Annotated in this window: 19 protein-coding genes and 2 other annotated features; of the genes, 17 read left to right on the forward strand and 2 right to left on the reverse strand. The window is 40.8% G+C overall.

The window, feature by feature from the left end; all coding sequences use genetic code 11:
* Positions 1 to 537: 537 nt before the first annotated feature.
* Complete coding sequence (locus tag ACEN36_RS09895) at positions 538 to 2,043, reverse strand: PTS transporter subunit EIIC (RefSeq protein WP_407126518.1); 1,506 nt, start codon at positions 2,041 to 2,043, stop codon at positions 538 to 540.
* Between the two features lie 11 nt (positions 2,044 to 2,054).
* A complete protein-coding gene (locus ACEN36_RS09900) occupies positions 2,055 to 2,747 on the reverse strand; it encodes an N-acetylmannosamine-6-phosphate 2-epimerase (RefSeq protein WP_407126519.1) in 693 nt (230 codons plus the stop codon).
* A gap of 194 nt (positions 2,748 to 2,941) precedes the next feature.
* Here ACEN36_RS09900 and ACEN36_RS09905 point away from each other — a divergent pair, with 194 nt between their 5' ends.
* The 17 genes from ACEN36_RS09905 (at position 2,942) to ACEN36_RS09985 (ending at position 23,978) form a co-directional block, all read left to right on the forward strand.
* Positions 2,942 to 3,760 carry a MurR/RpiR family transcriptional regulator gene (locus tag ACEN36_RS09905; RefSeq protein ID WP_407126520.1) on the forward strand — a complete coding sequence of 273 codons (819 nt, stop codon included), beginning with the start codon at positions 2,942 to 2,944 and terminating at the stop codon, positions 3,758 to 3,760.
* Between the two features lie 414 nt (positions 3,761 to 4,174).
* The gene (locus ACEN36_RS09910) at positions 4,175 to 5,350 is read left to right on the forward strand and encodes an acyltransferase (protein ID WP_407126521.1); all 1,176 of its coding nucleotides are present in this window, start codon (positions 4,175 to 4,177) and stop codon (positions 5,348 to 5,350) included.
* Positions 5,351 to 5,644: 294 nt separating this feature from the next.
* Positions 5,645 to 7,795 carry a choice-of-anchor J domain-containing protein gene (locus ACEN36_RS09915; RefSeq protein ID WP_407126522.1) on the forward strand — a complete coding sequence of 717 codons (2,151 nt, stop codon included), beginning with the start codon at positions 5,645 to 5,647 and terminating at the stop codon, positions 7,793 to 7,795.
* A 280-nt stretch (positions 7,796 to 8,075) separates the two neighbouring features.
* Positions 8,076 to 8,408, forward strand: coding sequence for a hypothetical protein (locus ACEN36_RS09920; protein WP_092481200.1), 333 nt, complete (start codon positions 8,076 to 8,078; stop codon positions 8,406 to 8,408).
* A gap of 116 nt (positions 8,409 to 8,524) precedes the next feature.
* Positions 8,525 to 8,794: a binding site (T-box leader), on the forward strand.
* 58 nt (positions 8,795 to 8,852) lie between these two features.
* On the forward strand, positions 8,853 to 9,785 hold the full coding sequence (gene metA, locus ACEN36_RS09925; protein WP_407126523.1) for a homoserine O-succinyltransferase: 933 nt from the start codon (positions 8,853 to 8,855) through the stop codon (positions 9,783 to 9,785).
* A gap of 17 nt (positions 9,786 to 9,802) precedes the next feature.
* A complete protein-coding gene (locus ACEN36_RS09930) occupies positions 9,803 to 11,110 on the forward strand; it encodes an O-acetylhomoserine aminocarboxypropyltransferase/cysteine synthase family protein (protein WP_092481198.1) in 1,308 nt (435 codons plus the stop codon).
* Positions 11,111 to 11,149: 39 nt separating this feature from the next.
* Positions 11,150 to 11,998 (forward strand): S-adenosyl-l-methionine hydroxide adenosyltransferase family protein, encoded by an 849-nt coding sequence (locus tag ACEN36_RS09935; RefSeq protein ID WP_407126524.1) that lies wholly within the window; start codon positions 11,150 to 11,152, stop codon positions 11,996 to 11,998.
* 21 nt (positions 11,999 to 12,019) lie between these two features.
* The gene (locus ACEN36_RS09940; RefSeq protein WP_407126525.1) at positions 12,020 to 12,568 is read left to right on the forward strand and encodes an ECF-type riboflavin transporter substrate-binding protein; all 549 of its coding nucleotides are present in this window, start codon (positions 12,020 to 12,022) and stop codon (positions 12,566 to 12,568) included.
* Positions 12,569 to 12,592: 24 nt separating this feature from the next.
* Entirely contained in the window at positions 12,593 to 14,308 is a 1,716-nt protein-coding gene (locus ACEN36_RS09945) for an ABC transporter ATP-binding protein (protein ID WP_407126526.1), read from the forward strand.
* The gene (locus tag ACEN36_RS09950; RefSeq protein ID WP_407126528.1) at positions 14,301 to 15,134 is read left to right on the forward strand and encodes an energy-coupling factor transporter transmembrane component T family protein; all 834 of its coding nucleotides are present in this window, start codon (positions 14,301 to 14,303) and stop codon (positions 15,132 to 15,134) included. Before ACEN36_RS09945 ends, ACEN36_RS09950 begins: the two co-directional genes overlap by 8 nt.
* Positions 15,135 to 15,214: 80 nt before the next feature.
* Positions 15,215 to 15,486 (forward strand) — a binding site (T-box leader).
* Between the two features lie 63 nt (positions 15,487 to 15,549).
* Positions 15,550 to 16,650, forward strand: coding sequence for an iron-containing alcohol dehydrogenase family protein (locus ACEN36_RS09955; protein ID WP_407126529.1), 1,101 nt, complete (start codon positions 15,550 to 15,552; stop codon positions 16,648 to 16,650).
* A 1-nt stretch (position 16,651) separates the two neighbouring features.
* Positions 16,652 to 17,872 (forward strand): aminotransferase class I/II-fold pyridoxal phosphate-dependent enzyme, encoded by a 1,221-nt coding sequence (locus ACEN36_RS09960; protein ID WP_407126530.1) that lies wholly within the window; start codon positions 16,652 to 16,654, stop codon positions 17,870 to 17,872.
* A gap of 18 nt (positions 17,873 to 17,890) precedes the next feature.
* Positions 17,891 to 18,718, forward strand: coding sequence for a MetQ/NlpA family ABC transporter substrate-binding protein (locus tag ACEN36_RS09965; protein WP_407126531.1), 828 nt, complete (start codon positions 17,891 to 17,893; stop codon positions 18,716 to 18,718).
* 224 nt (positions 18,719 to 18,942) lie between these two features.
* Positions 18,943 to 19,920 (forward strand): LacI family DNA-binding transcriptional regulator, encoded by a 978-nt coding sequence (locus ACEN36_RS09970; protein WP_407126532.1) that lies wholly within the window; start codon positions 18,943 to 18,945, stop codon positions 19,918 to 19,920.
* A gap of 128 nt (positions 19,921 to 20,048) precedes the next feature.
* Positions 20,049 to 21,491 carry a sucrose-specific PTS transporter subunit IIBC gene (locus ACEN36_RS09975; protein ID WP_407126533.1) on the forward strand — a complete coding sequence of 481 codons (1,443 nt, stop codon included), beginning with the start codon at positions 20,049 to 20,051 and terminating at the stop codon, positions 21,489 to 21,491.
* A 38-nt stretch (positions 21,492 to 21,529) separates the two neighbouring features.
* A complete protein-coding gene (locus ACEN36_RS09980; protein ID WP_407126534.1) occupies positions 21,530 to 23,011 on the forward strand; it encodes a sucrose-6-phosphate hydrolase in 1,482 nt (493 codons plus the stop codon).
* A gap of 16 nt (positions 23,012 to 23,027) precedes the next feature.
* Positions 23,028 to 23,978 (forward strand): carbohydrate kinase family protein, encoded by a 951-nt coding sequence (locus ACEN36_RS09985; RefSeq protein ID WP_407126535.1) that lies wholly within the window; start codon positions 23,028 to 23,030, stop codon positions 23,976 to 23,978.
* Positions 23,979 to 24,217: the final 239 nt, after the last annotated feature.

A 24,217-nucleotide genomic window follows, 5' to 3' on the forward strand; every position in this document is an offset into this window, starting at 1 on the left:
AAGGTAAAAACAGCCTTGATGAAGAATTGGGTTTGAACATCAAGGTAAAAACAGCCTTGATGAAGAATTGGGTTTGAACATCAAGGTAAAAACAGCCTTGATGAAGAATTGGGTTTGAACATCAAGGTAAAAACAGCCTTGATGAAGAATTGGGTTTGAACATCAAGGTAAAAACAGCCTTGATGAAGAATTGGGTTTGAACATCAAGGTAAAAACAGCCTTGATGAAGAATTGGGTTTGAACATCAAGGTAAAAACAGCCTTGATGAAGAATTGGGTTTGAACATCAAGGGAAAACCGCCCTTGATGAAAAATTGAGTTTGAACATCAAGGGAAAACCGCCCTTGATGAAGAATCGCATTTAAACATCAAGAGAAAAACCACCTTGATGTTCAATCAGCGTTAAACCGCAACCAGCGTTATAATGGACTTTACGTGTGTTGGCTAAATTTCTTTCTTGTTCCATCAAAAAACGAAAAAACCTGTTCTGCTCAACCTCTGAGCAGAACACGGTTTTATTTGTATCAGAAAGAAAAAATTAGTCGTCTGTTCCCATAATCTGATTGATCTCTTGGCTCAATAGATTGGCTTTACCACCAAACACGGCTTGAACTCCACCGTCTACTTCGAAAACAGAAGCGGCACCTAATTGTTTGATACGGTCTTTGTCGACTATTTGGTTGTCTTTGACGGAAACGCGTAAGCGAGTTGCACAAGCAGTAACGTATTCAATGTTTTCTTCGTTACCCAGTGCATCAATGATCACCATTGCTTCGTCTGTTAAAGAAGAGTTGCCGCGTTCAACAGATTCAGGAGCAGCGTCGTCGTCAGTGACTTCCATTCCCGGGATAGCTACCACGAATTTCGTGATGAAGAAACGGAATACCGCATAGTACACAAGCGCCCATGCGATCCCCATAGGAATGACCAACATCCAGTTCGTTGAATCATTTCCTTGTAAGACACCGAATAGTAAGTAGTCAATAAAGCCACCGGAGAATGAATTTCCGATACGGATATTTAAAATATCGGCTACGAAGAAAGATACTCCGTCTAAAAAGGCATGAATGGCATACAACCAGGGTGCAGCGAATAAGAATGAATATTCAATCGGTTCTGTGATACCGGTTAAGAAAGAAGTGAAAGCATTACTGATGTAAAGCCCAGCATTTTTCTTGCGGTTCTTTTTAGGAAGAGAGTGCAACATCGCAAGTGATGCGGCTGGTAAACCAAACATCATGGTTGCAAAACGACCTGAGAAGAAGCGAGTTCCATAAGTGAATAATCCTGTGTGATTTGGATCAGCCAATTGACCAAAGAAGATATTTTGTGCTCCAGAGATAGTTTCGCCGTTAACGATTTCGGTTCCACCTAATTCTGTATACCAGAACAATGGATAAATCGTGTGGTGTAGTCCAACAGCTCCTGTTAAACGAAGCAAGAATCCATAAAGGAATGAGCCAAAGCTTCCCATTTGTGCAATAGACTCACCGGCTGAAACCAATAAGTTTTGGATTGGCGGCCATACGATAAAGAACATACCACCAATAACAATAGCAGCAAGTGAAGCGACAATCGGAATGAAACGGGAGCCTCCAAAGAAGCCCAAAAATTGCGGTAACTGAATTTTGCGGTATTTAGTGTGCAAAGCAACAACAGTCAGCCCAATTACGATAGCCCCAAGGACTCCAGTATCCACAACCGTGCCTTCTGGAAGGAACAAAGTTGCAAGAACGCTCAAGGTACCGGTATAAACGACATACGATACGGCTCCGGCAAGACCAGCCGTTCCTTTATCCCCATTGGCTAAACCAACCGAGATACCGATTGCAAAAATCAACGGCAAGTTGGCAAATACGGCGCTACCTGCAGAGTTCATTACTTGTAAAATCGTTTGCAACCAAGCTGCGCCTAAAAATGGAAAAGCGGATACAGTTGCAGGGTTGGTCAATGCGCCACCCAGTCCAAGTAACAGACCAGCCGCTGGCAGGATAGAGATAGGCAGCATTAAGGCTTGACCTAATTTAGATAATTTCTTAAACATGTCATTCCCTCCTAGTTTTCTAGTGCCTGAATAAATCCGGCAGCAATTTGTTTGGGTCTAGTGATAGCTCCACCAACAACGATTCCGCTAACACCTAGATTGTGAATTTTTTTAGCTTGTTGTGGAGTGTGGATTTTTCCTTCAGCGATTGTTGGAATACCAGCGTCAACTAATTTTTGAATCAATTCGATGTCTGGTCCATCTACTTTAGGGCTGTAAGAAGTGTAGCCTGACAAAGTAGTACCGATAAAATCAATCCCAGCTTCATAAGCATTGACACCTTCTTCAAATGTACTGATGTCAGCCATAAATAATTGCTCTGGGTATTTAGCTTTGATTTGGTCGATAAATTCGTTGATGCTCAAACCGTCATGGCGTTTTCTTGAAGTACAGTCTAAAGCGATGACTTCAACGCCTGTTTCAGCTAGTTCGTCGACTTCTTTCATAGTAGCCGTGATAAAAGGTTCTTCAGGTAAGTAATCGCGTTTGATAATACCGATAACCGGTAAATCGACTTTTTCTTTGATTTGAATAATGTCTCGAACAGAATTAGCTCTGATCCCAACAGCACCAGCTTCTTTTGCGGCTTGTGCCAATAGAGGCATAACACCGCCATCTTCGGTGTAAAGCGGTTCATCAGGCAGTGCTTGACAAGAAACGATTACTCCTCCTTTAACTTGTTTTAAAAATGTTTCTTTATCCATTTTATAGACGTCCTTTCTTTTTCGGATTTTTTCTTCAAAATCACAATATCACTATTTTAATGATTTTGTAAAACCTTTACATTTATTATTTAATTTATTTGTGTCTATTTGGAGAAAAGTGGAGTGAAGAGGATAAATGAGAAGAAGTATTGTATAATGGGGATACAATGTCGAGCGGAATGAGAGGAAAGAATATGAGTTATATAAAAAAAATTCAAGATTGTTACCCAGAGTTGACGAAATCCGAACGGAAAATGGCCGATTACATCTTAACAAATCGCAGTGAAGTTTCTAACAAAACGATGAATGACATCACAGCGGAAATCAGTGTTGGGGATGCAACGGTTATCCGCTTTTGCAAAAAAATCGGGTACAGCGGATTTAGTGATTTAAAAATAGAGATAGCCAAAGAAGATTTTTCTAAGCGATATGAATACCAATCGGAAGAAATGTATTACGATAAAATCTTCCAAGATTCGATAACCGTACTAAATGAAACGTATCAGCTGATCGACTCCAATGATCTGAAGCAGACGATCCAATACATCGCACAAGCTGAAAACATCAGTATATTTGGTGTGGGTTCCAGTGGGCAAATAGGAGTGAGTTTTGAAAAGATGTTGCTGCGTGTAGGGCTTCGAGGAAAAGCTTATAACGATGCGCATTTTCAATCTCAAGTGGCCTCCATTATGTCCACTAGTGATGTGGTAGTAGCTATGTCATTATCCGGCAGAACTAAAGACATTATTGATTCGGTTCGTTTGGCGAAGCAAAATGGAGCTAAGATTATTGTTTTGAGCAACACCACGATTTCTCCTTTGTCCAAATTAGCGGATGTGCTGTTGCAGACACCTGTCAATGAGTTTATCAATGGAGAATCCATCGAAGGGAAAATTGCTCAGTTGTCGATTTGCGAAACGATCGTGAGAGGGTATGAGTTGGAGCATAAAGCCGATGTGTTGGAAATTAGAGAGAAGATTACTCGGTCGATTATGGATAAACAGGTGGAGTAACACTGAGAAGCACTTTAGGAGACGTTTACGTTACTTTAAAAGAGGCAATCGGCAAAAAAAGGCACGCAAAGCTATCTTGCGTGCCTTTTTTGAGATAAATAGCAACAAAAGGGAACGCAAAAAAAATTTGCGTTCCCTTTTGACGATAATCCAAATAAAAAAGGAACGTAAAGACAAATTGTTCTTTTTTAGATACTATTTTTCAATGCTATTCATCAGCTGTTGGAACCTCGAGATACTCTAAAAACTTTAGTCTCGACAACCATGTTATCAGTTGTTTATTAGGATTTTTGGGGTGTATAATGATTGCAACCAATCCGTTTGATGATTCATTAAATAAAAAATGTAGAGGAGGAGTTCTTTTTGTATACCAAAAAAATAAGTTGCACGTTTTTTTACTGAGGAGAGGAAGATATGTCGGATAAAAATACCCCTAAAAACGATCACCCTGTACATGCAAAGAACCCCCCCGCAAAACAATCCAACTTTGAATTATTGCGTATCATCTCTATGGTGCTCATCGTAGCACATCATTTTTCCTATCACGGTGTTTTAAAGTCTTCTTATGAAAATGGATTTGGCAGGCAGACACTCACCATATTTTTAGCAGAAGTGATTGAATCAGGCGGAAAAATTGGAGTGACACTTTTTGTGATGATCACTGGATATTTTATGATCCACTCAAAAATCAATCTCAAAAAGCTGGTTCTGCTGATTTTACAAGTATCCTTTTATTCTATTGGCATCTTACTCCTGTTTAAAGGGTTAGGCTTTCCAATCAGTTTAGGAGATACACTAAGAAATGTATTTCCCATTATATATGGACAATATTGGTTCATGACTACGTACATCGTATTATATTTATTTACCCCGTTTTTGAATAAACTGCTAATAAGTCTAAATAAAATAGACTACCTCAAATTAATCTTCCTAATGATTTTTCTCTGGATTTTGATTCCAACATTTACTAAAGGTTCCATGGGCGATCACGATATTACCCGTTTTCTACTCTTTTATAGCATTGGTGCATATATCAAGCTCTATCCTGACTTCTTTTTAAAACGCAAAATGGGTATCCAGTTAACGGTGGTTTCTTGTTTAGTGATCTTCGCATCCATTGCTGCATTCAATTTCATTGGAGAAAGAATGAATCTAGATATTTTGATAAGAAACGCCACTTTTTTTACAAAAGACAGCAGTTTATTTATTTTGGCGGCTGCAGTGGGTCTATTTATTTGGTTCAAAACTATCTCGATCGGCTCGATAAAGTGGATCAATACTGTATCTGGAGCGACGCTTGGAGTTTATTTGTTTCACGATAATGAGTTCATCAGATCAATTTTATGGCAATCTATTTTCCATACTGAAGAGCATCTAATGGATTCGCCATTCATTTTCGTTTTGTATGCAGTTTTAGTAACGGTCGTTGTTTATCTTGTTTCCACACTCGTAGAACTCACTCGGCAAATAGTGTTCCAAAAAACAGGTCAATGGATTTCTCACTATGACTTTAATCCATTCAGTAAGGACAGTAGATGGCTTGAGTTCAACAAGTCAGTGAAAAGCAAGGTGAGGAATAGAGTAGAATAAGAAGTTTTTAGCAAATCCAACGGGTTTTTGTCTTGGTGGACGAATTTAATTTGATAGTAGAAAATTTGTCATAGGATATCAAAAGATATTTTATGACATTTTTTTTCTTTTCAATAATGCTTGCGAAACCATTACTTTGAGAACAGAAGTATCTAACACTTGCTCAAAAGTTTACGTTATGTTATTTTAAATTCAGTTTAATTAAATTTTAGTGAGTAATATTTATTTTTAATGAGAAAGGCGGATTTGGTCTTGTAGTTTTTTTGATGTGGATAATTTAAAGGGGGAAAAGGAATGAAGAAGAAAAAATTATCGTCTTTGGTTACATTAAGCGCAGTGGGGTTATCATTAGTCAGCCCACTTGTTGCCAGTTCACCTGTTTCAGCTGAGGGGACAGCATGGGATTCAGAGCGTTATGGGGATACGTTGGATGTGGATACTTATCTGGAGACTCTCTCAGAAGATGAAGCCTTTTTAGAAGAAGCGGCACAAAAAGTACAACAACAAACAGCTGACATCAATTTTGATTCTGCTGAAGCAAGTTCTGACAGTGCAGCTGAAGGAAATTTTACATATAATGGCGGAACCAAGCTTTTCTTGGATTACAATTTGCAATTGAAAGAATACACACTGCGCAGTGTAGGAGAGAATGTTGAGATATGGGTAGCGAATGATACTGCCTATCCAGAAGGCGATCCTCGTCCAGATCCGGTAGTGACACAAGCACAAGTGGATCAGTTGCGGACTGAATTTGACAGCAACATCTATCCCCAAGCGACTTCCTTTTTTGGAACACCAGATGTTTTAGATGGGACGAATGCTTTACTAGAATCGATGGGCATTCCGGACGATTATTATGCCGGCAGTGAGAAAGTCATGCTGATGGTGGATAACGTGCAAGATGAAAATTACTTTGATCCGACATATCCGAATTATGTGGCAGGATTTTTCTGGCAGACATTGGAACTTTATACGGACCGTAATATGATTACGGTGGATACATTGGATTGGGAGAATCGTTTAGACCCTACGTACTTTGGAACAACCATTCATGAACTGCAGCATTTGATTCACGCGGACAATGATGAAGCGGAAGAAACGTGGATCAATGAAGGGATGTCAACGTTCTCTGAGTATCTTGGAGGATATGGTCACAACACAGGGGCCATCAATTATTACTTGGATCATCCGGAGAATTCGCTCGTCAATTGGGATGACCACCGTTACGCGGAAACAGGACCAGAAACGATTGCAGATTATGGGCAAGTGTACCTGTTTACTTTATACATGAATGATCAATTTGGCCAAGAGTTTATTCGTGACCTGGCATTGAGTGACAAGCAAGGAATCGAGAGTGTTAATGAAGCACTGGCAGCACATGGTACAGGTCTAGATTTTACTCAACTGTATCAAAATTTCATGGCTGCTTTAGTGTTGGATAATGATCGCCATGGAAAGGAGGAATATGCGTTTAACAGCATTGATTTACGCGAGGTTCCTGTAGATAATGCTGGGACTCCTAGAGGCTTTACCGTCAACTTTGAAAAGTCAGAACTTTATGAGAAGTCTGGTGTCCCGGCATGGGGCGGCGATTTCAAAGAACTGAAATTTGACAGCAAAATCGACAACATCTCATTTAACGGAGTCGATTTCCTTCCTCAACAATGGCAACAAGTTGCGGATCCGTTGAACGCAGACAACACTGTTTTCTGGGGGAATCAAGGAGATGAAGCAGACAACCGGTTAATCTTCGAAGCTGATTTGACAGGAGTAGAGACAGCTACTTTAGAATTTGACCAACTCCTTCAAATTGAAGACACTTGGGATTATGGATTTGTACAAGTTTCAACGGACGGTGGAGCTACATGGGAAAGTTTGGCCAATGAAAACACACGCAGTGATACAGCAGATGGTGTTTACCCAACAATTGTGGAAAATCTTCCAGGGTTTACGGGAGTGAACGAGGAATGGCAAGAGGAATCCATTGATTTATCGGCTTATGCAGGCGAATCGGTCTTGCTGTCGTTCCGTTATCTAACAGACTGGGCGAGTAATGAAGCCGGTTGGTATGTCGACAATATTTCCATCCCGGAAATCGGCTATGCCAATGATGGATCATCTACCGACGAATTTAAAACGTTAGATGAAGCTACGGGCAAATACGTTCACTACACGGTCAGCTTTATCAATGAACGTGTAGTAGGCAATGGAAAAGGCCAAAAGACAAACACGAAAGTCATTGAGGTCGATCCATTTAATGTGACTCAAGAAGATGCGTTGCAATTGAATCAACTGTTCAAAAACGGGAAAAACTACATGATTACGACTTACGCAGCTCCGGCTGGGAAAAGAGATCCTGTAGAATTCACTTATGAGATTCAGTTGAAACAAAACAACGGAAATGGCAACGGAAATTCAGGAAATAACGGCAAAGGGAACAAATAGTTAAGTGGAAACGAGTCGGGATAACCGGCTCGTTTTTTTGCTGCTGCTTTCAATATCCTTGTAGTGCCTTTTTATGAGAGCAGTTTCCGTTATGATAGTAAAGGAGAAATTTACATAAAAATGTGTACTCAAACTAAAGAATTACATATACAAAAGATAAAAGAAAAATTGGGTTAAGAAGAAGGCTGCGAATTTATATTTTTCTTAACAGCATTAGGCTATAATACAACTAATTAATCTATGCAGACACATACTACGAGAATCGTGAAAGGAGATTATTATGTTTGATTCATTTGATTACGGTTGGCTTAATGTGGGGAGTTTAATTTTGGGCTTGGTTGCCTGGTTCATTCCCGTTGTTAGTATAGTACGATACAAAAAAAGAAAAACTAAATTTCCATTTGTCCTGCCCTTGTTGAGTATGGGGGCCTGTGCTGGCGCCTTATGGCTTCAAATTTCCTTTAACAATTACTTAGTCCAAATTCAAGATTGGACTGCACTGATGGATACGACTAGCACCTTAAACTGGGTATCCGCGGTGCTTCTTATTGTAACTATCCTATTAAATATCGTTAGCGCGATGGTGATACACAAAAATATAATTTCCGAGTAACAGTGTTTCAAATGGACAGGCGTTTTGCTAGATGAATTTTAAGTTAATTTGATGATTGACACTTGAACATTTGCTTGTTATATTAGATGAAAATAACAAACATTAAATAATGATTAGAAAACACAGTGAAGAGGAAAGTACATTTTACAGGAAACTCAAAGAGAACCCCTATTGGTGAGAAGGGGTAGTGGAATTGAAATGGAAAATGGCCTTGGAGTGGATTTGTCGACAGTTCCATTGGACTTTAGATGAATACGGGTACGCCCGTTATAGTGTCACAGTATAATTGAGTCAAATGAACTCGGCGTACTGGATGAGGTAAAAGCTGTGAGGCTTTTACGAAACAAGGTGGTAACACGAGAGATGAACTTTCTTCCGTCCTTGCACAAAGATTTTTTTGTGCAGGGGCGGATTTTTTTATGAACTTTTTTTAAAATAGGAGGGATGATCGTGCCGATAAGGGTTGATCCACAATTACCGGCTGCACAAAAGCTAGCCAGAGAGAACATCCAAAATATGGAAGGCGAGGTAAGTGCAGAACAGAAGAAACTATCCTTACGATTATTGATTTTGAATTTGATGCCGCTGAAAGAAACAACTGAAGAGCACTTGCTGCGGTTGGTGGGAAATACACCGCTGGAGGTAGAAGTCGTTTTTTTGCGCACGAAGAGCTATCAATCGAAGAATACCTCGGCTGCTCATCTGGCTGAGTTCTATCTAACCTTAGAGGAAGTTCGAGATGAAAAATTCGATGCGATGATCGTCACCGGCGCTCCAGTAGAACATCTTGCTTTTGAAGAGGTTGCTTACTGGCCTGAGCTGGTAGAAATCATGGAGTGGAGCAAGAGCCATGTTTACTCCACTTTTTACATCTGTTGGGGCGCTCAAGCTGGCCTCTACTATTTTTACGGGTTGGATAAATACCCTTTGTCAGAGAAACTATTTGGCATTTTTGAACATAGCGTATCTGATTCCAAAGCAAGTCTTCTTAAGGGAATGGACGATGTCTTTTACCTCCCCCATTCCCGCCATACTGGAATCCATAAAGAATCCATAGAAAAAACAGCTGAGCTGGAAATACTAGCGGAGTCAAATGAAGCAGGGGTCGCCCTCATTCGCAGTCGGGATAATCGGCAAGTGTTCATTACCGGGCATGCGGAATACGATGCGAATACATTGGAAAAAGAATATATGCGAGACTTGGCAAAAGGGCGGTCAATCGCCGTTCCCAAAAATTACTATCCAAATGATGACCCATCTAAATCGCCATTAGTTCGTTGGCGGTCTGCGGCTCATTTACTTGTCAGCAACTGGTTGAATTATATTGTCTACAATGGAAGCACTGATAAAGCAGAACAATCTATTGGAAAGCCATAAAAAAGGAGAGATTTACGATGACAGAAAAAAACTACCAATTTGAAACTCAACAGATTCACGAAGGACAGCATATAGACGAGACTGGTTCTCGTGCGGTTCCTATTTACCAAACGTCTTCTTATGTATTTGACAATGCGGAGCAGGCTGCTGGACGTTTTGCCTTGACTGAACCAGGCAATATTTACACCCGTTTGACTAACCCGACTACGGCTGTGGTGGATGAACGTGTCGCTGCATTAGAAGGCGGTACAGCCGGTCTTACCGTTGCTTCCGGGTCGGCAGCCATTACTTATGCGATCATCAATATCGCAGACAGCGGGGATGAGATCGTGTCCGCTTCGACGCTATATGGCGGTACGCACAATTTATTCAGTGTGACATTAGAAAAGTTGGGTATCCACACTACTTTTGTAGACCCTGACGATCCAGAAAATTTTGAAGCGGCCATTACAGATAAAACAAAAGCCATTTTTATTGAATCCATCGGTAATCCAGGAATCAACTTGATTGATATCGAAAGAGTGGCCGAAATCGCTCATAACCATAACATCATCTTGATTGTGGATAACACCTTTGCTACCCCTTATTTGTTCCGTCCTATTGAATGGGGAGCAGATGTGGTTGTCCATTCTGCTACGAAATTTTTAGGCGGTCATGGAACAACAATGGGAGGCGTGGTTGTGGAATCTGGGAAATTTGACTACAAAGCCAGCGGAAAATATCCGGGCTTCACTGAACCAGATTCGCATTATAACGGCTTAATATTCGGTGATTTAGGGGCGGGTGCATTTACTACTAAAATTCGCGCTCAGTCACTTCGGGATATTGGCGCTTCTATCAGCCCAACGAATTCATTCCTGTTGCTTCAAGGCATTGAGACGCTTTCTCTTCGAATCGAGCGTCATGTAGAGAATGCTCGAAAAGTGGTTGACTATTTAAAAAATCATCCGCAAGTGGATTGGGTAAATTACCCTGAGTTGGAAGACAGCAAATACAAAGAATTGGCAGACAATTATTTTCCTAAAGGAGTCAGTTCGATCTTTACATTTGGGATTAAAGGCGGGCGAGAATCTGGGGTTGGTTTCATCGATTCCCTAAATCTATTCTCTCATTTGGCGAATGTCGGGGATGCGAAATCCTTAGTTATCCATCCTGCAAGTACAACACATTCTCAGCTCCATGGTGATGAATTGCTGAAAGCCGGTGTTACAGAAGAACAAATCCGTCTCTCTGTTGGGATTGAACATATTGATGACATTATTGCTGACTTGGAACAAGCTTTCCAAAAAATTGCTAATGAGAAACTGGTGAAAGAGGAAGTATAATTTATAGAGGTTAGCGACTTATTTTAGGGAGGAACGACAGTGAAGAAGTATCTAGTATTGCAAACTGATTTCGGTTTAGGGGACGGGGCAGTTAGTGCGATGTATGGAGTTGCCCATACGGTGAGTCAAGAAATTGTAGTGGAGGATTTGACACATGATATTCCTCCGTATGACATTTGGTCTGCATCTTATCGTTTGTTGCAGACAGTACCTTATTGGCCAGGAGGAACCGTCTTTGTATCGGTTGTGGATCCCGGAGTAGGTAGTGAACGAAGAAGTGTCGCGGTGAAAACAACATCTGGTCATTATGTAATCACGCCGGATAACGGATCTCTGACTCATTTAGAATTGAATTTAGGGATTGAAGAAGTGCGTCAGATTGATGAAGTCAAGAGCCGTTTGCCTCATTCGGAAGATAGTCATACCTTTCATGGAAGAGATGTTTACGCATATAACGGAGCGAGACTGGCTTCTGGCGAAGTGACATTTGAAGAGTTAGGGTCCGTGGTCGAAACGACCAGCTTAACGGTTTTGGAAACTGTTCCGATAGAAGTTAAGGAAGATGCGGTAACAGGCAGTATCGATATTTTGGATATTCGTTTTGGATCGCTGTGGACTAATATACCATTAGAAGTCGTTAAGGAAGCAGACATTCATCCGAATGACACTGTACAAGTCACGATTTACAACAAACAAGTGAAAATCTATCAGAATAGCCTTACATTTGTCCGTTCATTTGCAGAAGTGGAAATTGGGCAAGCTTTGATGTATGTGAATTCATTGGTCAACATTGGAGTTGCCGTCAATCAAGCCTCATTTTCGCAAATGTATGATATTGGAATAGGAAAAGATTGGATTATTCAAATCAAAAAGGTTGGAGTAGTTTAGCCATTAGAGGAGGAAGTTAAGATGAAAGAAAAGTTTTCTGTTAAGACGATTGTAGCTGTTGGGATTGGGGCAGCGGTGTTTGTTATATTGGGGAGGTTTGCGGTGATTCCAACTGGAATTCCAAATACGAATTTAGAAACAGCGTATCCGTTTTTAGCGTTGATGTCTGTTTTATTTGGACCAGTTGCGGGTGGATTGATTGGGTTGATTGGTCATACGATTAAAGACGTGACGACTTATGGTGCTTGGTGGAGTTGGATTATTTCTTCTGGGATTATTGGAGTGATTTTTGGAGTAGCCGGCCGCAAGATCAATCTGGAAGATGGGGTATTTGGCAAAAAAGAAATCATTGCGTTCAATATCTGGCAAGTAATTGGAAACTTAGTCGTGTGGGCTGGAATCGCTCCTCTTTTGGATGTACTGATTTACAGTGAGCCCGCGAATAAAGTGTTTGTGCAAGGTTTAGTTGCGGCTGGTGCAAATATTGTTTCTGTAGGAATCATTGCAACTCTTTTGATGACGGCGTATGCTAAAACCAGAACACCTAAAGGAAGTTTGAAAAAAGGGTAATACAGTAGAAAGACAGGGAATAACATGGTCAAAAAAGCAATAGTAGAGTTTAAAGGATTTAGTTTTCAATACACGAGTCAAGCGGAACCGACTTTGAAAAACTTGAATATCACTCTTTATGAAGGTGAAAAAGTCCTGGTGGTTGGTCCAAGTGGTTCTGGCAAGTCAACGTTTGCGCATTGTTTGAATGGATTGATTCCCCATTCTTACACAGGCGAAATTACAGGATCCGTGACGGTTAAAGGGAAAGAGCTGGTGGATTCTTCTTTAACAGAGCTCTCCTTTGATGTAGGGACGGTGTTACAGGACACGGATAGTCAGTTTATTGGTTTGACAGTAGCGGAAGACATCGCTTTTTCACTCGAAAATGATGCAGTCCCTCAATCAGAGATGATGGAACGAGTTCAATATTTTACGGAAGTGGTCGGACTGAGGGATCATCTCCATTATCGGCCACAGGATCTATCCGGTGGCCAAAAGCAGCGAGTATCTATGGCAGGAGTTCTGATCAATGAAGTACCGTTGATGTTGTTTGATGAACCGTTAGCCAATCTAGACCCGGCTACTGGTCAAAAAACGATTGAACTGATTGATGAGCTGCATCAAACGACACAAACAACGGTAGTCATTATTGAGCATCGGTTAGAGGAAGTATTGCATCGTCCAGTAGATCGTGTGTTGCTTTTTCAAGATGGGCAAATTAGTTACGATGGACCAGCAGATGAGTTGTTGAAAACGACTCTACTCCATGAAGCCGGTATTCGCGAGCCATTATATGTAACGGCGATGAAATATGCAGGCGTACCATTGGAAAAGACCGCCTTTTTAGCAGATGTGCAAAAAGTTTCGGCTCCAGATTTAAGAGAGCGGATGGAAAACTGGGCGCTGTCAGCAGCTTACAGTCAAGAAGTGCTCCCAGCAGAAACCTTATTGGATATTGAAAATCTTTCTTATCGCTACACTAGACAGTCTCCAAACGTTTTAACGGATGTCTCGACAACCTTTAAAAAAGGCGAGATGATCAGTATTGTTGGGCAGAATGGTGCTGGGAAATCAACGTTGGCAAAAGCGATTTGTGGATTCTTATTACCAAAAGACGGTAAGATGACTTGGAGAGGAACTGATTTTACCAAGTATAGTGTGAAAGAACGGGCCGATAAAATTGGTTACGTGTTGCAAAATCCAAATGAAATGATTTCCAAAACACTCATTTACGATGAAGTGGCATTGGGATTGGAGTTGCGTGGCGTTTCCAAAAACATCATCCGCGAGCGGGTAGAAGAAATTTTGAAGGTCTGTGGCCTTTATCCATTTCGGGAATGGCCAATCAGTGCGCTGAGTTATGGACAGAAGAAACGCGTGACGATCGCTGCTATCTTAGCGTTGGACCCGGAAATGATTATCCTAGACGAGCCGACTGCTGGACAAGACTTCAAGCATTATACGGAATTCTTGAGCTTATTGGAAACCTTGAAAAAGCAAGGGGTCACGATTGTTATGATTACTCATGACATGCACTTGATGCTGGAATATTCGACACGAGTCTTAGTCTTTTCAAAGGGACAAATAGTTGCAGACACAAGCCCGGTATATGTTTTAACGAACACAGAGTTGACAGCCAAAGCTTCCCTAAAAGAGACCTCCCTGTTTATATTTGCGAAACGGTTGGGGCTAGAAGATCCTTATGCTTTTACAGAGCAGTTTATCGCCTATGATCGGGAGGTGCGGGAGAATGGATGACCATCAAATTTTAGGCTATATCCCGAACCAAACGTTTCTGCATCGGTTAAGCGGAGCAGCAAAATTGATTTGCTTTATGTTGCTGTCAGTCATTGTCATGGTGGGGTACGATACCCGTTTTTTACTGTTTATTTCGTTGTTGTCAGTAGTGTTGTTCAAAATGGCAGACATCAAATGGCACCAGATTTCGTTTGTGGTGAAGTTCATTGCCGTCTTTTCGATACTGAACCTAGTGACCGTCTACTTATTCGAACCGGAATACGGTGTTCAACTTTATGGCTCCCGGCATGTGATTTGGGAAGGGATAGGTCGTTACACCTTAACGCAAGAGCAGTTATTCTATGAGTTGAATTTAGTCTTGAAGTACACGGCGACGATTCCCTTGGCGTTGATTTTTATCCTGACGACAAATCCAAGTGAATTTGCGGCCAGTTTAAACAAAATCGGCGTCCATTATAAAATCAGTTATTCGGTAGCATTAGCCTTGCGCTATATTCCAGACATTCAAGAATCGTTTCATCAAATTGGCCAGTCCCAACAAGCACGTGGATTGGAAATGTCTCGCAAAGGTAAAATCAGCGACCGCATTAAAGGGACTGCTGGAATCGTGATGCCGTTGATTTTTTCTAGCCTAGACCGAATCGATACTATCACGAACGCCATGGAGTTGCGGCGTTTTGGAACCAATAAAAAGCGGACTTGGTATGCAGCAAAAGCGTTTAGTCCATCTGATTACTTCACCATACTGGTCGTTGTGTTGATTACCATTGTGGGAATAGGATTATTTGCAGTGAACGAAGGACGTTTCTTTAATCCTTTTGACTAAATTTTGTTTGACAAAAAAAGTTGGGATTGATATAGTAGTTAAAATTAAACGATGATGATAGAAAGATTAAATCGTTATCAGATAACACGGTGAAGAGAAGAGTACATTTCAAGGAAGCTGATAAGAGAGCCTCGGTTGGTGAGAAGAGGCAGCGGAATGGAAATGGAAGATGGTCTTGGAGTGGAACGGTCGAAGGTTCTTGGAACATTAGACACGGCTACGGGTGCACCCGTTACAGTGCCACAGTATCAGTAGGTCGTTGTTTAACCGAACGCACTGGCTAAGGCAGCGACTGTAAAGTTGTTGCAAATCAAGGTGGTAACACGAGAGAAATGAATTTTCCGTCCTTGCACAAAGTTTTTTTGTGCGGGGGCGGATTTTGTTTTACCCAGTATTGAAACGGAGGGATAAGGATATGTCATTAGTTGTGAGAACAGGGCCGCAAGAATATGAATGTAACGTGGGAGTATTGGATTCCTTAATACATAAGTTAGAAGTGCGAGGTATCCGAAAAGCCGTCATCGTTCACGGAACAACCTCTTGGGAAAAAGCGCGCTCGTATGTGGCTGGTTTACTGGAAAGCAATATCGAGTTGGAATTTGTAGCCTTTAATGGAGAATGTACTTATGAAGAAGTCGAACGTATTGCCACAGTTGCCACTCAAATAAAAGCCGACGCTATTATTGGGGTAGGTGGCGGGAAGTTGATGGATACGGTCAAATATGCAGCTGCTAAATCTTCGGGGGTGGAGTCGGTTTTGATCCCAACTTTAGCGAGCAACTGTGCCCCATGGACTCCTTTGAGCGTGATGTATACCGCAGACGGTGTTTGTTTGGGGTTTGATTTGCACACGAAACAAGTGGGAATATTGTTGATTGAACCGAATTTAGTGTTGAATTCACCGGTCAATTATTTTGTGGCAGGAGTAGCGGACACGTTGGCGAAATGGTATGAATCGGACGTCATCTTGTCTCAACCTGAGCACCAAACCAATGCGTTCTTACTGATGGCTCGAGCAGCAGCGTTGAATTGCAAAAACAACATCGTTCAATACGGACAGCAAGCCGTAGCCGATATCGAAGCGCAATCGTTGACGTCGGCGTTTATCCAAGTAGCGGAAACCATTATTGCGGTCAGCGGATTGGTCGGTGGTTTAGGAGACGGCTATGCACGAACAACGATTGGGCACGCGGTTCACGATAAAATCACCGTCTTTCCTGAGATGCACGCGTTTTTGCACGGTGAAAAAGTTGCTTACGGGATATTGGTGCAGTTGGCATTTGAGGGCAAATGGACTGAAATCGACCAGTTGGCTGCTTTCTATGACGGGTTGCATTTGCCGAAGTCGTTAGCGGACTTGCGGCTGAGTTCTTTGACGGATGAGCAACTGGTGGTGTTTGCTGGCGAGGTGGCAGGAGACGAGAACTTAGTGGAATCGGGCTATCCAGCTTCAAAAGAAGAATTGTACCAAGCCATCGTGTCTTTAGAAGAATATGTAGTAGCAAAAGCAATATAAAATGGAGGAATGCAGTGTGGCAACATTTGAACTTTCGGATACGATGAAACGTCTACCGAGACAGTACTTTACTTATTTAGCGGAAAAGACCGACCAGATTAAAGCACAATGGGATGACGTCATTGATTTGGGGATAGGCAATCCGGATTTACCAACACCGAAGTTTATTGTGGATGAATTGAAAGAAGCAGCCGACGATTTGGCGAATGACCGTTATGGTCCGGATCGAGGATTCGATTACTTAAGAGAAGCTGTGGCGGACTATTATTTACGAGAGTATGGAGTAACTCTGGATCCGGAAACGGAAGTCGCTGTTTTGCATGGGTCGAAAGCCGGCATCGTGGAAATTAGCCAATGCTTATTGAATCCAGGAGATACGGTGCTGTTGCCAAATCCGTCTTACCCAGATTATTTATCCGGGATTGCGTTGGCGGCTGCGAAGATTGCTGAATTGCCATTGTTGGCGGAGAATCAGTTCTTGCCGCGGTATGACTTGATGGATGCGGAAACAGCTGCAGCAGCTAAGTTGATGTTTTTGAATTATCCGAATAATCCAACATCTGCTGTAGCATCGGCTGAATTTTTCGCCGAGACGGAGGCTTTTGCGGAAAAGAATCAAGTGTGTGTAGCGCATGATTTTGCTTATGGAACGATTGGGTTTGATGGCGACAAACCATTGAGCTTCTTGCAAACGCCTGGCGCTAAAGAGGTCGGCGTAGAATTTTTCACCTTATCGAAATCACATAACATGGCTGGTTGGCGAATGGGATTTGCAGTGGGGAATGCGTCTGTTATCGAAGGGATCAATTTGATGCAAGACCATACAGGATGCGGTTTTTACGGTGGAATCCAACGCGCAGCAGCGAAAGCCTTAACGGGAGACCAAACGTCTGTAAGAGAATTGACAGCAACCTACGAACGCCGTCGGAACTTGTTTTTGGCAGAGTTGGAAGCGACCGGACTCGAGATCAACAAACCAAAAGGCTCCTTTTACGTCTGGATCAAAGCACCCGGCGAGTTCACCTCAGAAAGCTTCATGGACTTCTTGGCAAATGAAGCCCGAGTACTGGTGGCACCAGGAGACGGATTCGGCACATTAGGGGAAGGGTATGTGCGTATTGGATTGTCGCAATCAGACGAGTTGTTGCTGGAAGCCGCGAAAAGAATCGCGGGTTTGGCGCCGTTTAGCACACCGGTAAGCGACAAAGTGTTGAGTTACTAAAAAATAGGGGGAATAGAAATGCAAAAAAAATGGGGATTACTAACGACTTTAGCCATAGGAGCAGTATTATCAGGATGCGGCGGCGAGAAAGCCGACTCTGCTGAAACAGAAGGATTATTGAGTGATGGCGTGTTGACAGTGGGAGTAACCGCTGGCCCGCACGAAGACATCGTGAATGAAGTGAAAAAATTGGCCGCAGAAGACGGATTGGAAATTAAAGTCGTGTCATTTAGCGACTTTGTGCAGCCAAATACCGCACTGGCGGAAGGTGACTTAGACGTCAACTCCTTCCAAACAGGCATCTTTTTAGACACGGTCGTAGAAGAAAGCGGCTATGACTTAGCCAAAATCGAACCGACAATCACCATTCCGATGGGCATCTATTCTGAAAAGTATGAAGATATCAGTGATATCCAAGAAGGTGACACCATCGGAATCCCGAATTCACCTACTCAAGAAGGACGCGCGCTGCAATTATTTGAAGAAGCCGGCTTGATCACATTGCCAGAGGGCTCTGGCGTAGAAGTGACCACTAGCGATATTGTGGAAAATCCGTTGAACTTAGATTTTGTGACTTCTGAAGCTGCTCAGCTGCCGTCTCAATTACAAGATGTTGGCGCTGCAGGCATCAATTCGAATTTTGTGCTAGATGCAGGCATGAATCCCGAAGAGTATAGTTTATTGATGGAAAATGTGGAGGACTTGGTGCAAGTGAACTACATCGTGTCGCGAACAGAAGACAAAGACGATGAGACTTTAGCTCAGTTCGTGGAGTATTATAAAACGGATGAAATCAAGCAGTTTATCGAAGACGAGTTTAAAGGAGCTTTGGTACCGGCTTGGTAGTTGAGCGTTTAGTAATGTGGAATAGGAAAAGATTTCTTTTTTGTTCTGATGCTACACAATAGTGCTACGCTTAGCAAAAAAGCAGTATTGATATAGTCTCTTGCGTTAGGGAGTACCTGTTTTTCTAGCTAGTATACTTCTTTTTATTTCCTAACTTGATTTGAGCAATCTGCGCAGCAATGGTATTCTTAGTTGTATCAGATTAGGACGAAGGAGAAAAAAAGATGGCTTCAATTAAAGATGTTGCAAAATTAGCTAAGGTATCAGTGGGAAGTGTTTCAAAATATTTGAACGGCGGCAAGCTAAAAGAAAAAACGACGATAGCGATTGAGCAAGCAATCAAATCATTGGATTATGAAAAAAACGCATACGCTACGGGATTAAGGACTAATCGAACTCATACAATAGCTTTAATTATCCCAACTATCTGGCATCCATTTTTTAGTGAATTAGCTTTTTATATTGAAGCAGAGTTGAGGAGCTATCAAACTAAATTAATCTTATGCAATACTCAAAATAATTATGAAAATGAGGTTGCGTATATCTCAATGGCTCGTCAAAATAAAGTTGATGGTTTGATTGCTTTAACTTACAGTAATGTGGATGAATATATTTCTAGTGAGTTGCCGATTGTTAGCATTGACCGCTATTTTTCTGAAAAAATCCCAACGATTATGAGTGATAATTTTGCTGGGGGAGAACTCGCGGCTGAAAAGTTAAAGCAAGCAGGGGCAAATAAATTGGCGTTTATAGGATATGGTTCTATTTATGATAATTCAACAAGAGATCGTTATCGAGGATTTCAAGCTTATTGTCAAACTCATGGACTTGAATCAGAGATCATTTATTATGAAGGGCATCACCGCGAATTTAATGAAAAATTGCCTGAATTCGTGCGAGAGACTATTATAAGTAAAGATGTCAATGGAATTTTTGTGGTAAATGATGAGCAAGCCTTTGAAGTGCTGGCTCTACTTCAGAAAAATAACGTTCGAGTACCTGAAGACATTCAAGTGATTGGCTTTGATGGAAGCCAACAATCTACTAATATTCCATCTGTTCTTTCCAGTATTCGCCAACCGATTCCAGCGATTGCGGCTGAAGCAGTAAAGTGTTTGATCAACATTATTGAAAAAAAAGAAACATCATTAAAAACAATCTTACCGGTAACCTATCAACCTGGTACAACTACTAGGGATTAAAACATTTGTCATAAAACAATGAGTAACTTCAAGATGCAACCCTTTTCTAAAAAGAGTTGACAACTTGAAGTTATATGTTTATATTAAAAATGAAACGTTTCATTTTTAATATAATACGGAGGTGTACCATGAGTAAGTTAGATGTAAAACAAATAACAAAAGAAATCATTGAGGGAGTTGGTGGGAAAGATAATATTGTTTCAGCCGCTCATTGTTCGACTCGATTAAGAATAGTTTTGAAAGAAGACAGTCTAATAGATACAGAAGCTATAGCTGAAATTGATGGTGTTAAAGGTTCTTTCAACAATGGTGGGCAGTTTCAAATTATTTTAGGTACGGGTTTAGTGAATCAAGTCTATCAGGAATTTTTAGCTCAAACTAATTTATCTGAAGTAGATAAAGAAGAATTAAAAGAACTCGCTACGACTAAATTAAATATTGTTCAACGAATATTGAAAGCGTTGGCAGACGTTTTTGTGCCGATCTTGCCAGCTTTAGTAGCTTCAGGATTATTAATGGGTTTAAATAACTTATTAACAGCGGAAGGGTTATTTGTTTCTGGTGAAACGTTAATTGGAGCCTATCCGCAATTTGCGGATTTAGCGGAAATGATAAATATTTTTGCTAATACTGCTTTTGTTTTCTTACCAGTTTTAATTGGTTTTTATGCAGCGAAGATTTTTGGAGGGACACCTGTTTTAGGTGCAGTTATCGGAGCAATTATGATTCACCCAGATTTATTGAACGGTTATGACTATGGACAAGCACTGTTAGATAATGCTGTGCCAGTTTGGAATGTTTTTGGCTTTGAAATCGCTAAAGTCGGTTATCAAGGAACTGTTTTACCAGTCATTGGAGCTGCTTTTGTCTTAGCTAAAACGGAAAAAGTATTACGCAAGTTTGTCCCAATGATGTTAGATAACATTATTACGCCATTAATAGCTGTTTTATTTACAGCCAGCTTTACATTTATAGCTATCGGACCTATCATGCGAGTGGTCGGCGATTGGATGACGAACGGTGTGATGTGGTTATTCTTTGAATTAGGGCCTTTAGGTGGAGCTATCTATGGTGTTGTTTATCCATTACTCGTTATTACGGGCATGCACCATAGTTTGGTTACATCTGAAATGCAAATCTTGGCGAATATCGAAACACTTGGAGGTTCACCTACTTTTGCAGTAGTAGCTGCCTCAAATGTAGCGCAAGGTGCCGCAGCACTAGCTGTTTTTTTCCTGTTCAAAAAAGATGTTAAAATGAAAGCTATTGCTTCAGCAGCTGGAATATCGGCTTTATTAGGGATTACTGAATCAGCTGTCTTTGGAGTTAATTTAAAACTGAAATATCCATTTGTTGCAGCGCTGATTGGGTCCGCAGTTGGATCAGCTTATGCTACTTTGATGGAAGTTCTTTCTTTATCTCAAGGTCCTGCTGGATTACCAGGCGTAATCGTTATACGACCGCAATCAATGGTTCAATATATGGTTTCCTTAGGAATTGCTTTTGCCGTAACCTTTGTTGTCACTATACTATTTGCTAAGATGAGTCGAGATAAAAGTAAAGTAGCTTAAGTTTATTAAAGAAATGAGAAAATGCGAGGTTTTTTAGAATGGAATGGTCAAGAGAAGAACGTTATAAAAGAGTTGAGGATGTTTCTGAGACATATATTTCAGAATTGACAAAAAAAGTCAGCGAAGGTCCCTATCGTCAAAAGTTTCATGTTCAGCCTAAGACAGGATTGTTAAATGATCCTAATGGCTTTAGCTATTATAATGGCCAATACCACCTGTTTTATCAATGGTTCCCTTTAGGGCCAGTTCATGGGGTGAAATTTTGGTATCATGTAGCTTCGGACAATTTGGTTGATTGGCAAGACTTGGGTGTTGCAATGGAACCGGATACAAAATATGATAGCCATGGCGTATTCTCAGGAACTGGATTTGTGAAAAATGATCAGCTTCATTTATTCTATACAGGCAATACTCGAACGGAAGATTGGACACGGATACCTTATCAGTGTCATGCGATAATGGGAAGCGACAATCAAATTAAAAAAGACGCAAAACCATTGATTATAGATTCACCGATAGGATATACAGATAACTTTAGAGACCCTAAAATCATTGAACAGGCAGGGCGCTATTATTGTATTATTGGAGCTGAAACGACAGATCATCAAGGAGCAATCGCTTACTATGTTTCAGAGGATTTAAAAGACTGGAAGTACCAACAAGCAGTAAAATTAAAAGGGAATATAGATTCAAAGAATCAAGGCTTTATGTGGGAATGTCCAGATTATTTTGAATTGGCTGATCAAGGAGTTTTATTATTCTCACCTCAAGGAATGGAGTCCAAGGGTGATAAATATCAAAATATTTATCAATCTGGTTGCTTAGTAGGAGAACCACTTGATTTTGCTACAGGTGAATTTCAGATAACAGAAATGTTTAATGAATTGGATCGCGGTTTTGACTTTTATGCGCCGCAAACAATGACTGATCCACAGGGACGCCAACTATTAGTTGGATGGCTAGGACTTCCGGGTGTAGATTGTGTTACTGATGACTTTGGCTGGGCTCACTGTCTGACGATTCCTCGTGAACTCAGTTTGCGTAATGGAAAACTTTATCAGAAACCAGTTCCAGAACTGGAAGTATTGCGTGGCAAAGAAGTTACTAAAGAAATGAAGCTAGAAAATGAAATGGTAATAGTTTCTGACTTTACAGCTCGTATATATGAACTTAAAGCAACGTTTACAAAGATAAAAGGTTCGCGTGTTGGTGTAGCTTTTCGTATGGGCGCAGAGGAAGCAACTTATTTCTACTATGATCGGTCAGCTAAAAAATTAGTATTTGACCGTAGCCAATCTGGAATTTCTGCTACGAATGATTACGGCACGCTACGAAAATGCGATTTTTCTGAGGAAGAATTGGAGATTCACTTATTTGTGGATGAATCTTCAGTGGAAATTTTTGTGAACGATGGTTTAGAAGTTTTTACAGCCCGTATTTATTCGAAATTAGACCACAATCAAATACAATTTTTTGCAGACGGTCAAGCGTTCATAACAGCAACACAATGGGAAATTTAGCAAAGGAGGCAACCTTATGATGGGACATATATACTGTATTGGTGAAGCTTTAATCGACTTTGTTTGTACTGATTCATTAGGGCTGTTTCATGGAAAACAGTTTGAAAAAAATGCTGGAGGAGCACCGGCCAATGTTTCAGCAGCTATTGCAAAATTAGGAGGAGAAACTAGTTTCTTAGGTCAAGTGGGTAAAGATGATTTTGGAGACCATTTAAAGGATACTCTAGAAAAACATGGTGTTCAGACGCAAGGAGTGATCCAAAAAGGAACAACTACCTTAGCATTTGTAGGGATCGATCAAACTGGAGAAAGAAGTTTTTCGTTTGTTCGTGGCGCGGACGGTAATTACGATTCAGCTAATTTGCCTTTATCTGATCTAGACCAAAAAGATATTGTTCACTTTGGAGCTGCGTTAGGTTTTTCTGGTGGAGCGTTAGAAGATAGTTATTTTTGCTTAAGAGACGAGGCAACTTCCAAAGGAGCATTCATTAGTTTTGACCCGAATTATCGGGATACTTTGATTGCGCCAGATGAGTTAGCAAGTTACTTAGAAAAAGTCCGGTCTTTTATTGCTATAGCAGATTTTGTGAAATTGAGTGAGGAAGAATTAACTTTGATTACTGGTGAAACAGAGGTCAGCCGGGGTGCTCAGAAGATTTGTGCATTAGGTGCCAAATATGTGGCTGTAACTTTAGGAAAATATGGAACTTACTTACAGAATTCAAAGGCCCAGCAAGTAGTGAGTTCGATTGCAATCAAACAAGTGGATTCAACTGGAGCAGGCGATGCTTTTACAGGAGGTCTACTGTATCAAATTCAAAAAGCAGGAACTGCAGAATTAAGCTTTGCTAAACTGTTAGACTTTTTAGAAGTGGCCAATGTGGTTGGAGCGTTAACATGTACAAAATATGGTGCGATTCCAGCCTTGCCGAGTTTAGAAGAAGTAAAGTCGGCTTTAGCAAATTAAAAATATGTATTATGTCTATACTATATATAATCTAATTTAATTATAGAAAATAAATTAAAAATAAGGCTTTGATACTTCTTTTATAGAGAAATCAAAGCCTTATTTTTCTATCTTTAGGGGCAATGATTTTAGTATTATAGAAGTAATTGAAAAATTATTTATTCTTTAGAAATGAGGGTGAAATAAAAATGGTTTCTTCTTAGTCTGCATAAAAAAGACACGTACACTTATAGAAACTT

Source organism: Desemzia sp. FAM 23989 (assembly GCF_045528345.1).
Lineage (GTDB): Bacteria > Bacillota > Bacilli > Lactobacillales > Carnobacteriaceae > Desemzia.

Excerpts from the sequence above, each read along its gene's own strand:
- ACEN36_RS09950 (WP_407126528.1), top strand. The coding sequence starts at position 14,301 with ATGGATGACCATCAAATTTTAGGCTATATCCCGAACCAAACGTTTCTG.
- ACEN36_RS09920 (WP_092481200.1), top strand. The coding sequence starts at position 8,076 with ATGTTTGATTCATTTGATTACGGTTGGCTTAATGTGGGGAGTTTAATT.
- ACEN36_RS09955 (WP_407126529.1), top strand. The coding sequence starts at position 15,550 with ATGTCATTAGTTGTGAGAACAGGGCCGCAAGAATATGAATGTAACGTG.
- ACEN36_RS09960 (WP_407126530.1), top strand. The coding sequence starts at position 16,652 with ATGGAGGAATGCAGTGTGGCAACATTTGAACTTTCGGATACGATGAAA.
- ACEN36_RS09965 (WP_407126531.1), top strand. The coding sequence starts at position 17,891 with ATGCAAAAAAAATGGGGATTACTAACGACTTTAGCCATAGGAGCAGTA.
- ACEN36_RS09895 (WP_407126518.1), bottom strand. The coding sequence starts at position 2,043 with ATGTTTAAGAAATTATCTAAATTAGGTCAAGCCTTAATGCTGCCTATC.
- ACEN36_RS09900 (WP_407126519.1), bottom strand. The coding sequence starts at position 2,747 with ATGGATAAAGAAACATTTTTAAAACAAGTTAAAGGAGGAGTAATCGTT.
- ACEN36_RS09930 (WP_092481198.1), top strand. The coding sequence starts at position 9,803 with ATGACAGAAAAAAACTACCAATTTGAAACTCAACAGATTCACGAAGGA.
- metA (WP_407126523.1), top strand. The coding sequence starts at position 8,853 with ATGATCGTGCCGATAAGGGTTGATCCACAATTACCGGCTGCACAAAAG.
- ACEN36_RS09970 (WP_407126532.1), top strand. The coding sequence starts at position 18,943 with ATGGCTTCAATTAAAGATGTTGCAAAATTAGCTAAGGTATCAGTGGGA.
- ACEN36_RS09940 (WP_407126525.1), top strand. The coding sequence starts at position 12,020 with ATGAAAGAAAAGTTTTCTGTTAAGACGATTGTAGCTGTTGGGATTGGG.
- ACEN36_RS09915 (WP_407126522.1), top strand. The coding sequence starts at position 5,645 with ATGAAGAAGAAAAAATTATCGTCTTTGGTTACATTAAGCGCAGTGGGG.
- ACEN36_RS09975 (WP_407126533.1), top strand. The coding sequence starts at position 20,049 with ATGAGTAAGTTAGATGTAAAACAAATAACAAAAGAAATCATTGAGGGA.
- ACEN36_RS09985 (WP_407126535.1), top strand. The coding sequence starts at position 23,028 with ATGATGGGACATATATACTGTATTGGTGAAGCTTTAATCGACTTTGTT.
- ACEN36_RS09905 (WP_407126520.1), top strand. The coding sequence starts at position 2,942 with ATGAGTTATATAAAAAAAATTCAAGATTGTTACCCAGAGTTGACGAAA.
- ACEN36_RS09945 (WP_407126526.1), top strand. The coding sequence starts at position 12,593 with ATGGTCAAAAAAGCAATAGTAGAGTTTAAAGGATTTAGTTTTCAATAC.
- ACEN36_RS09980 (WP_407126534.1), top strand. The coding sequence starts at position 21,530 with ATGGAATGGTCAAGAGAAGAACGTTATAAAAGAGTTGAGGATGTTTCT.
- ACEN36_RS09910 (WP_407126521.1), top strand. The coding sequence starts at position 4,175 with ATGTCGGATAAAAATACCCCTAAAAACGATCACCCTGTACATGCAAAG.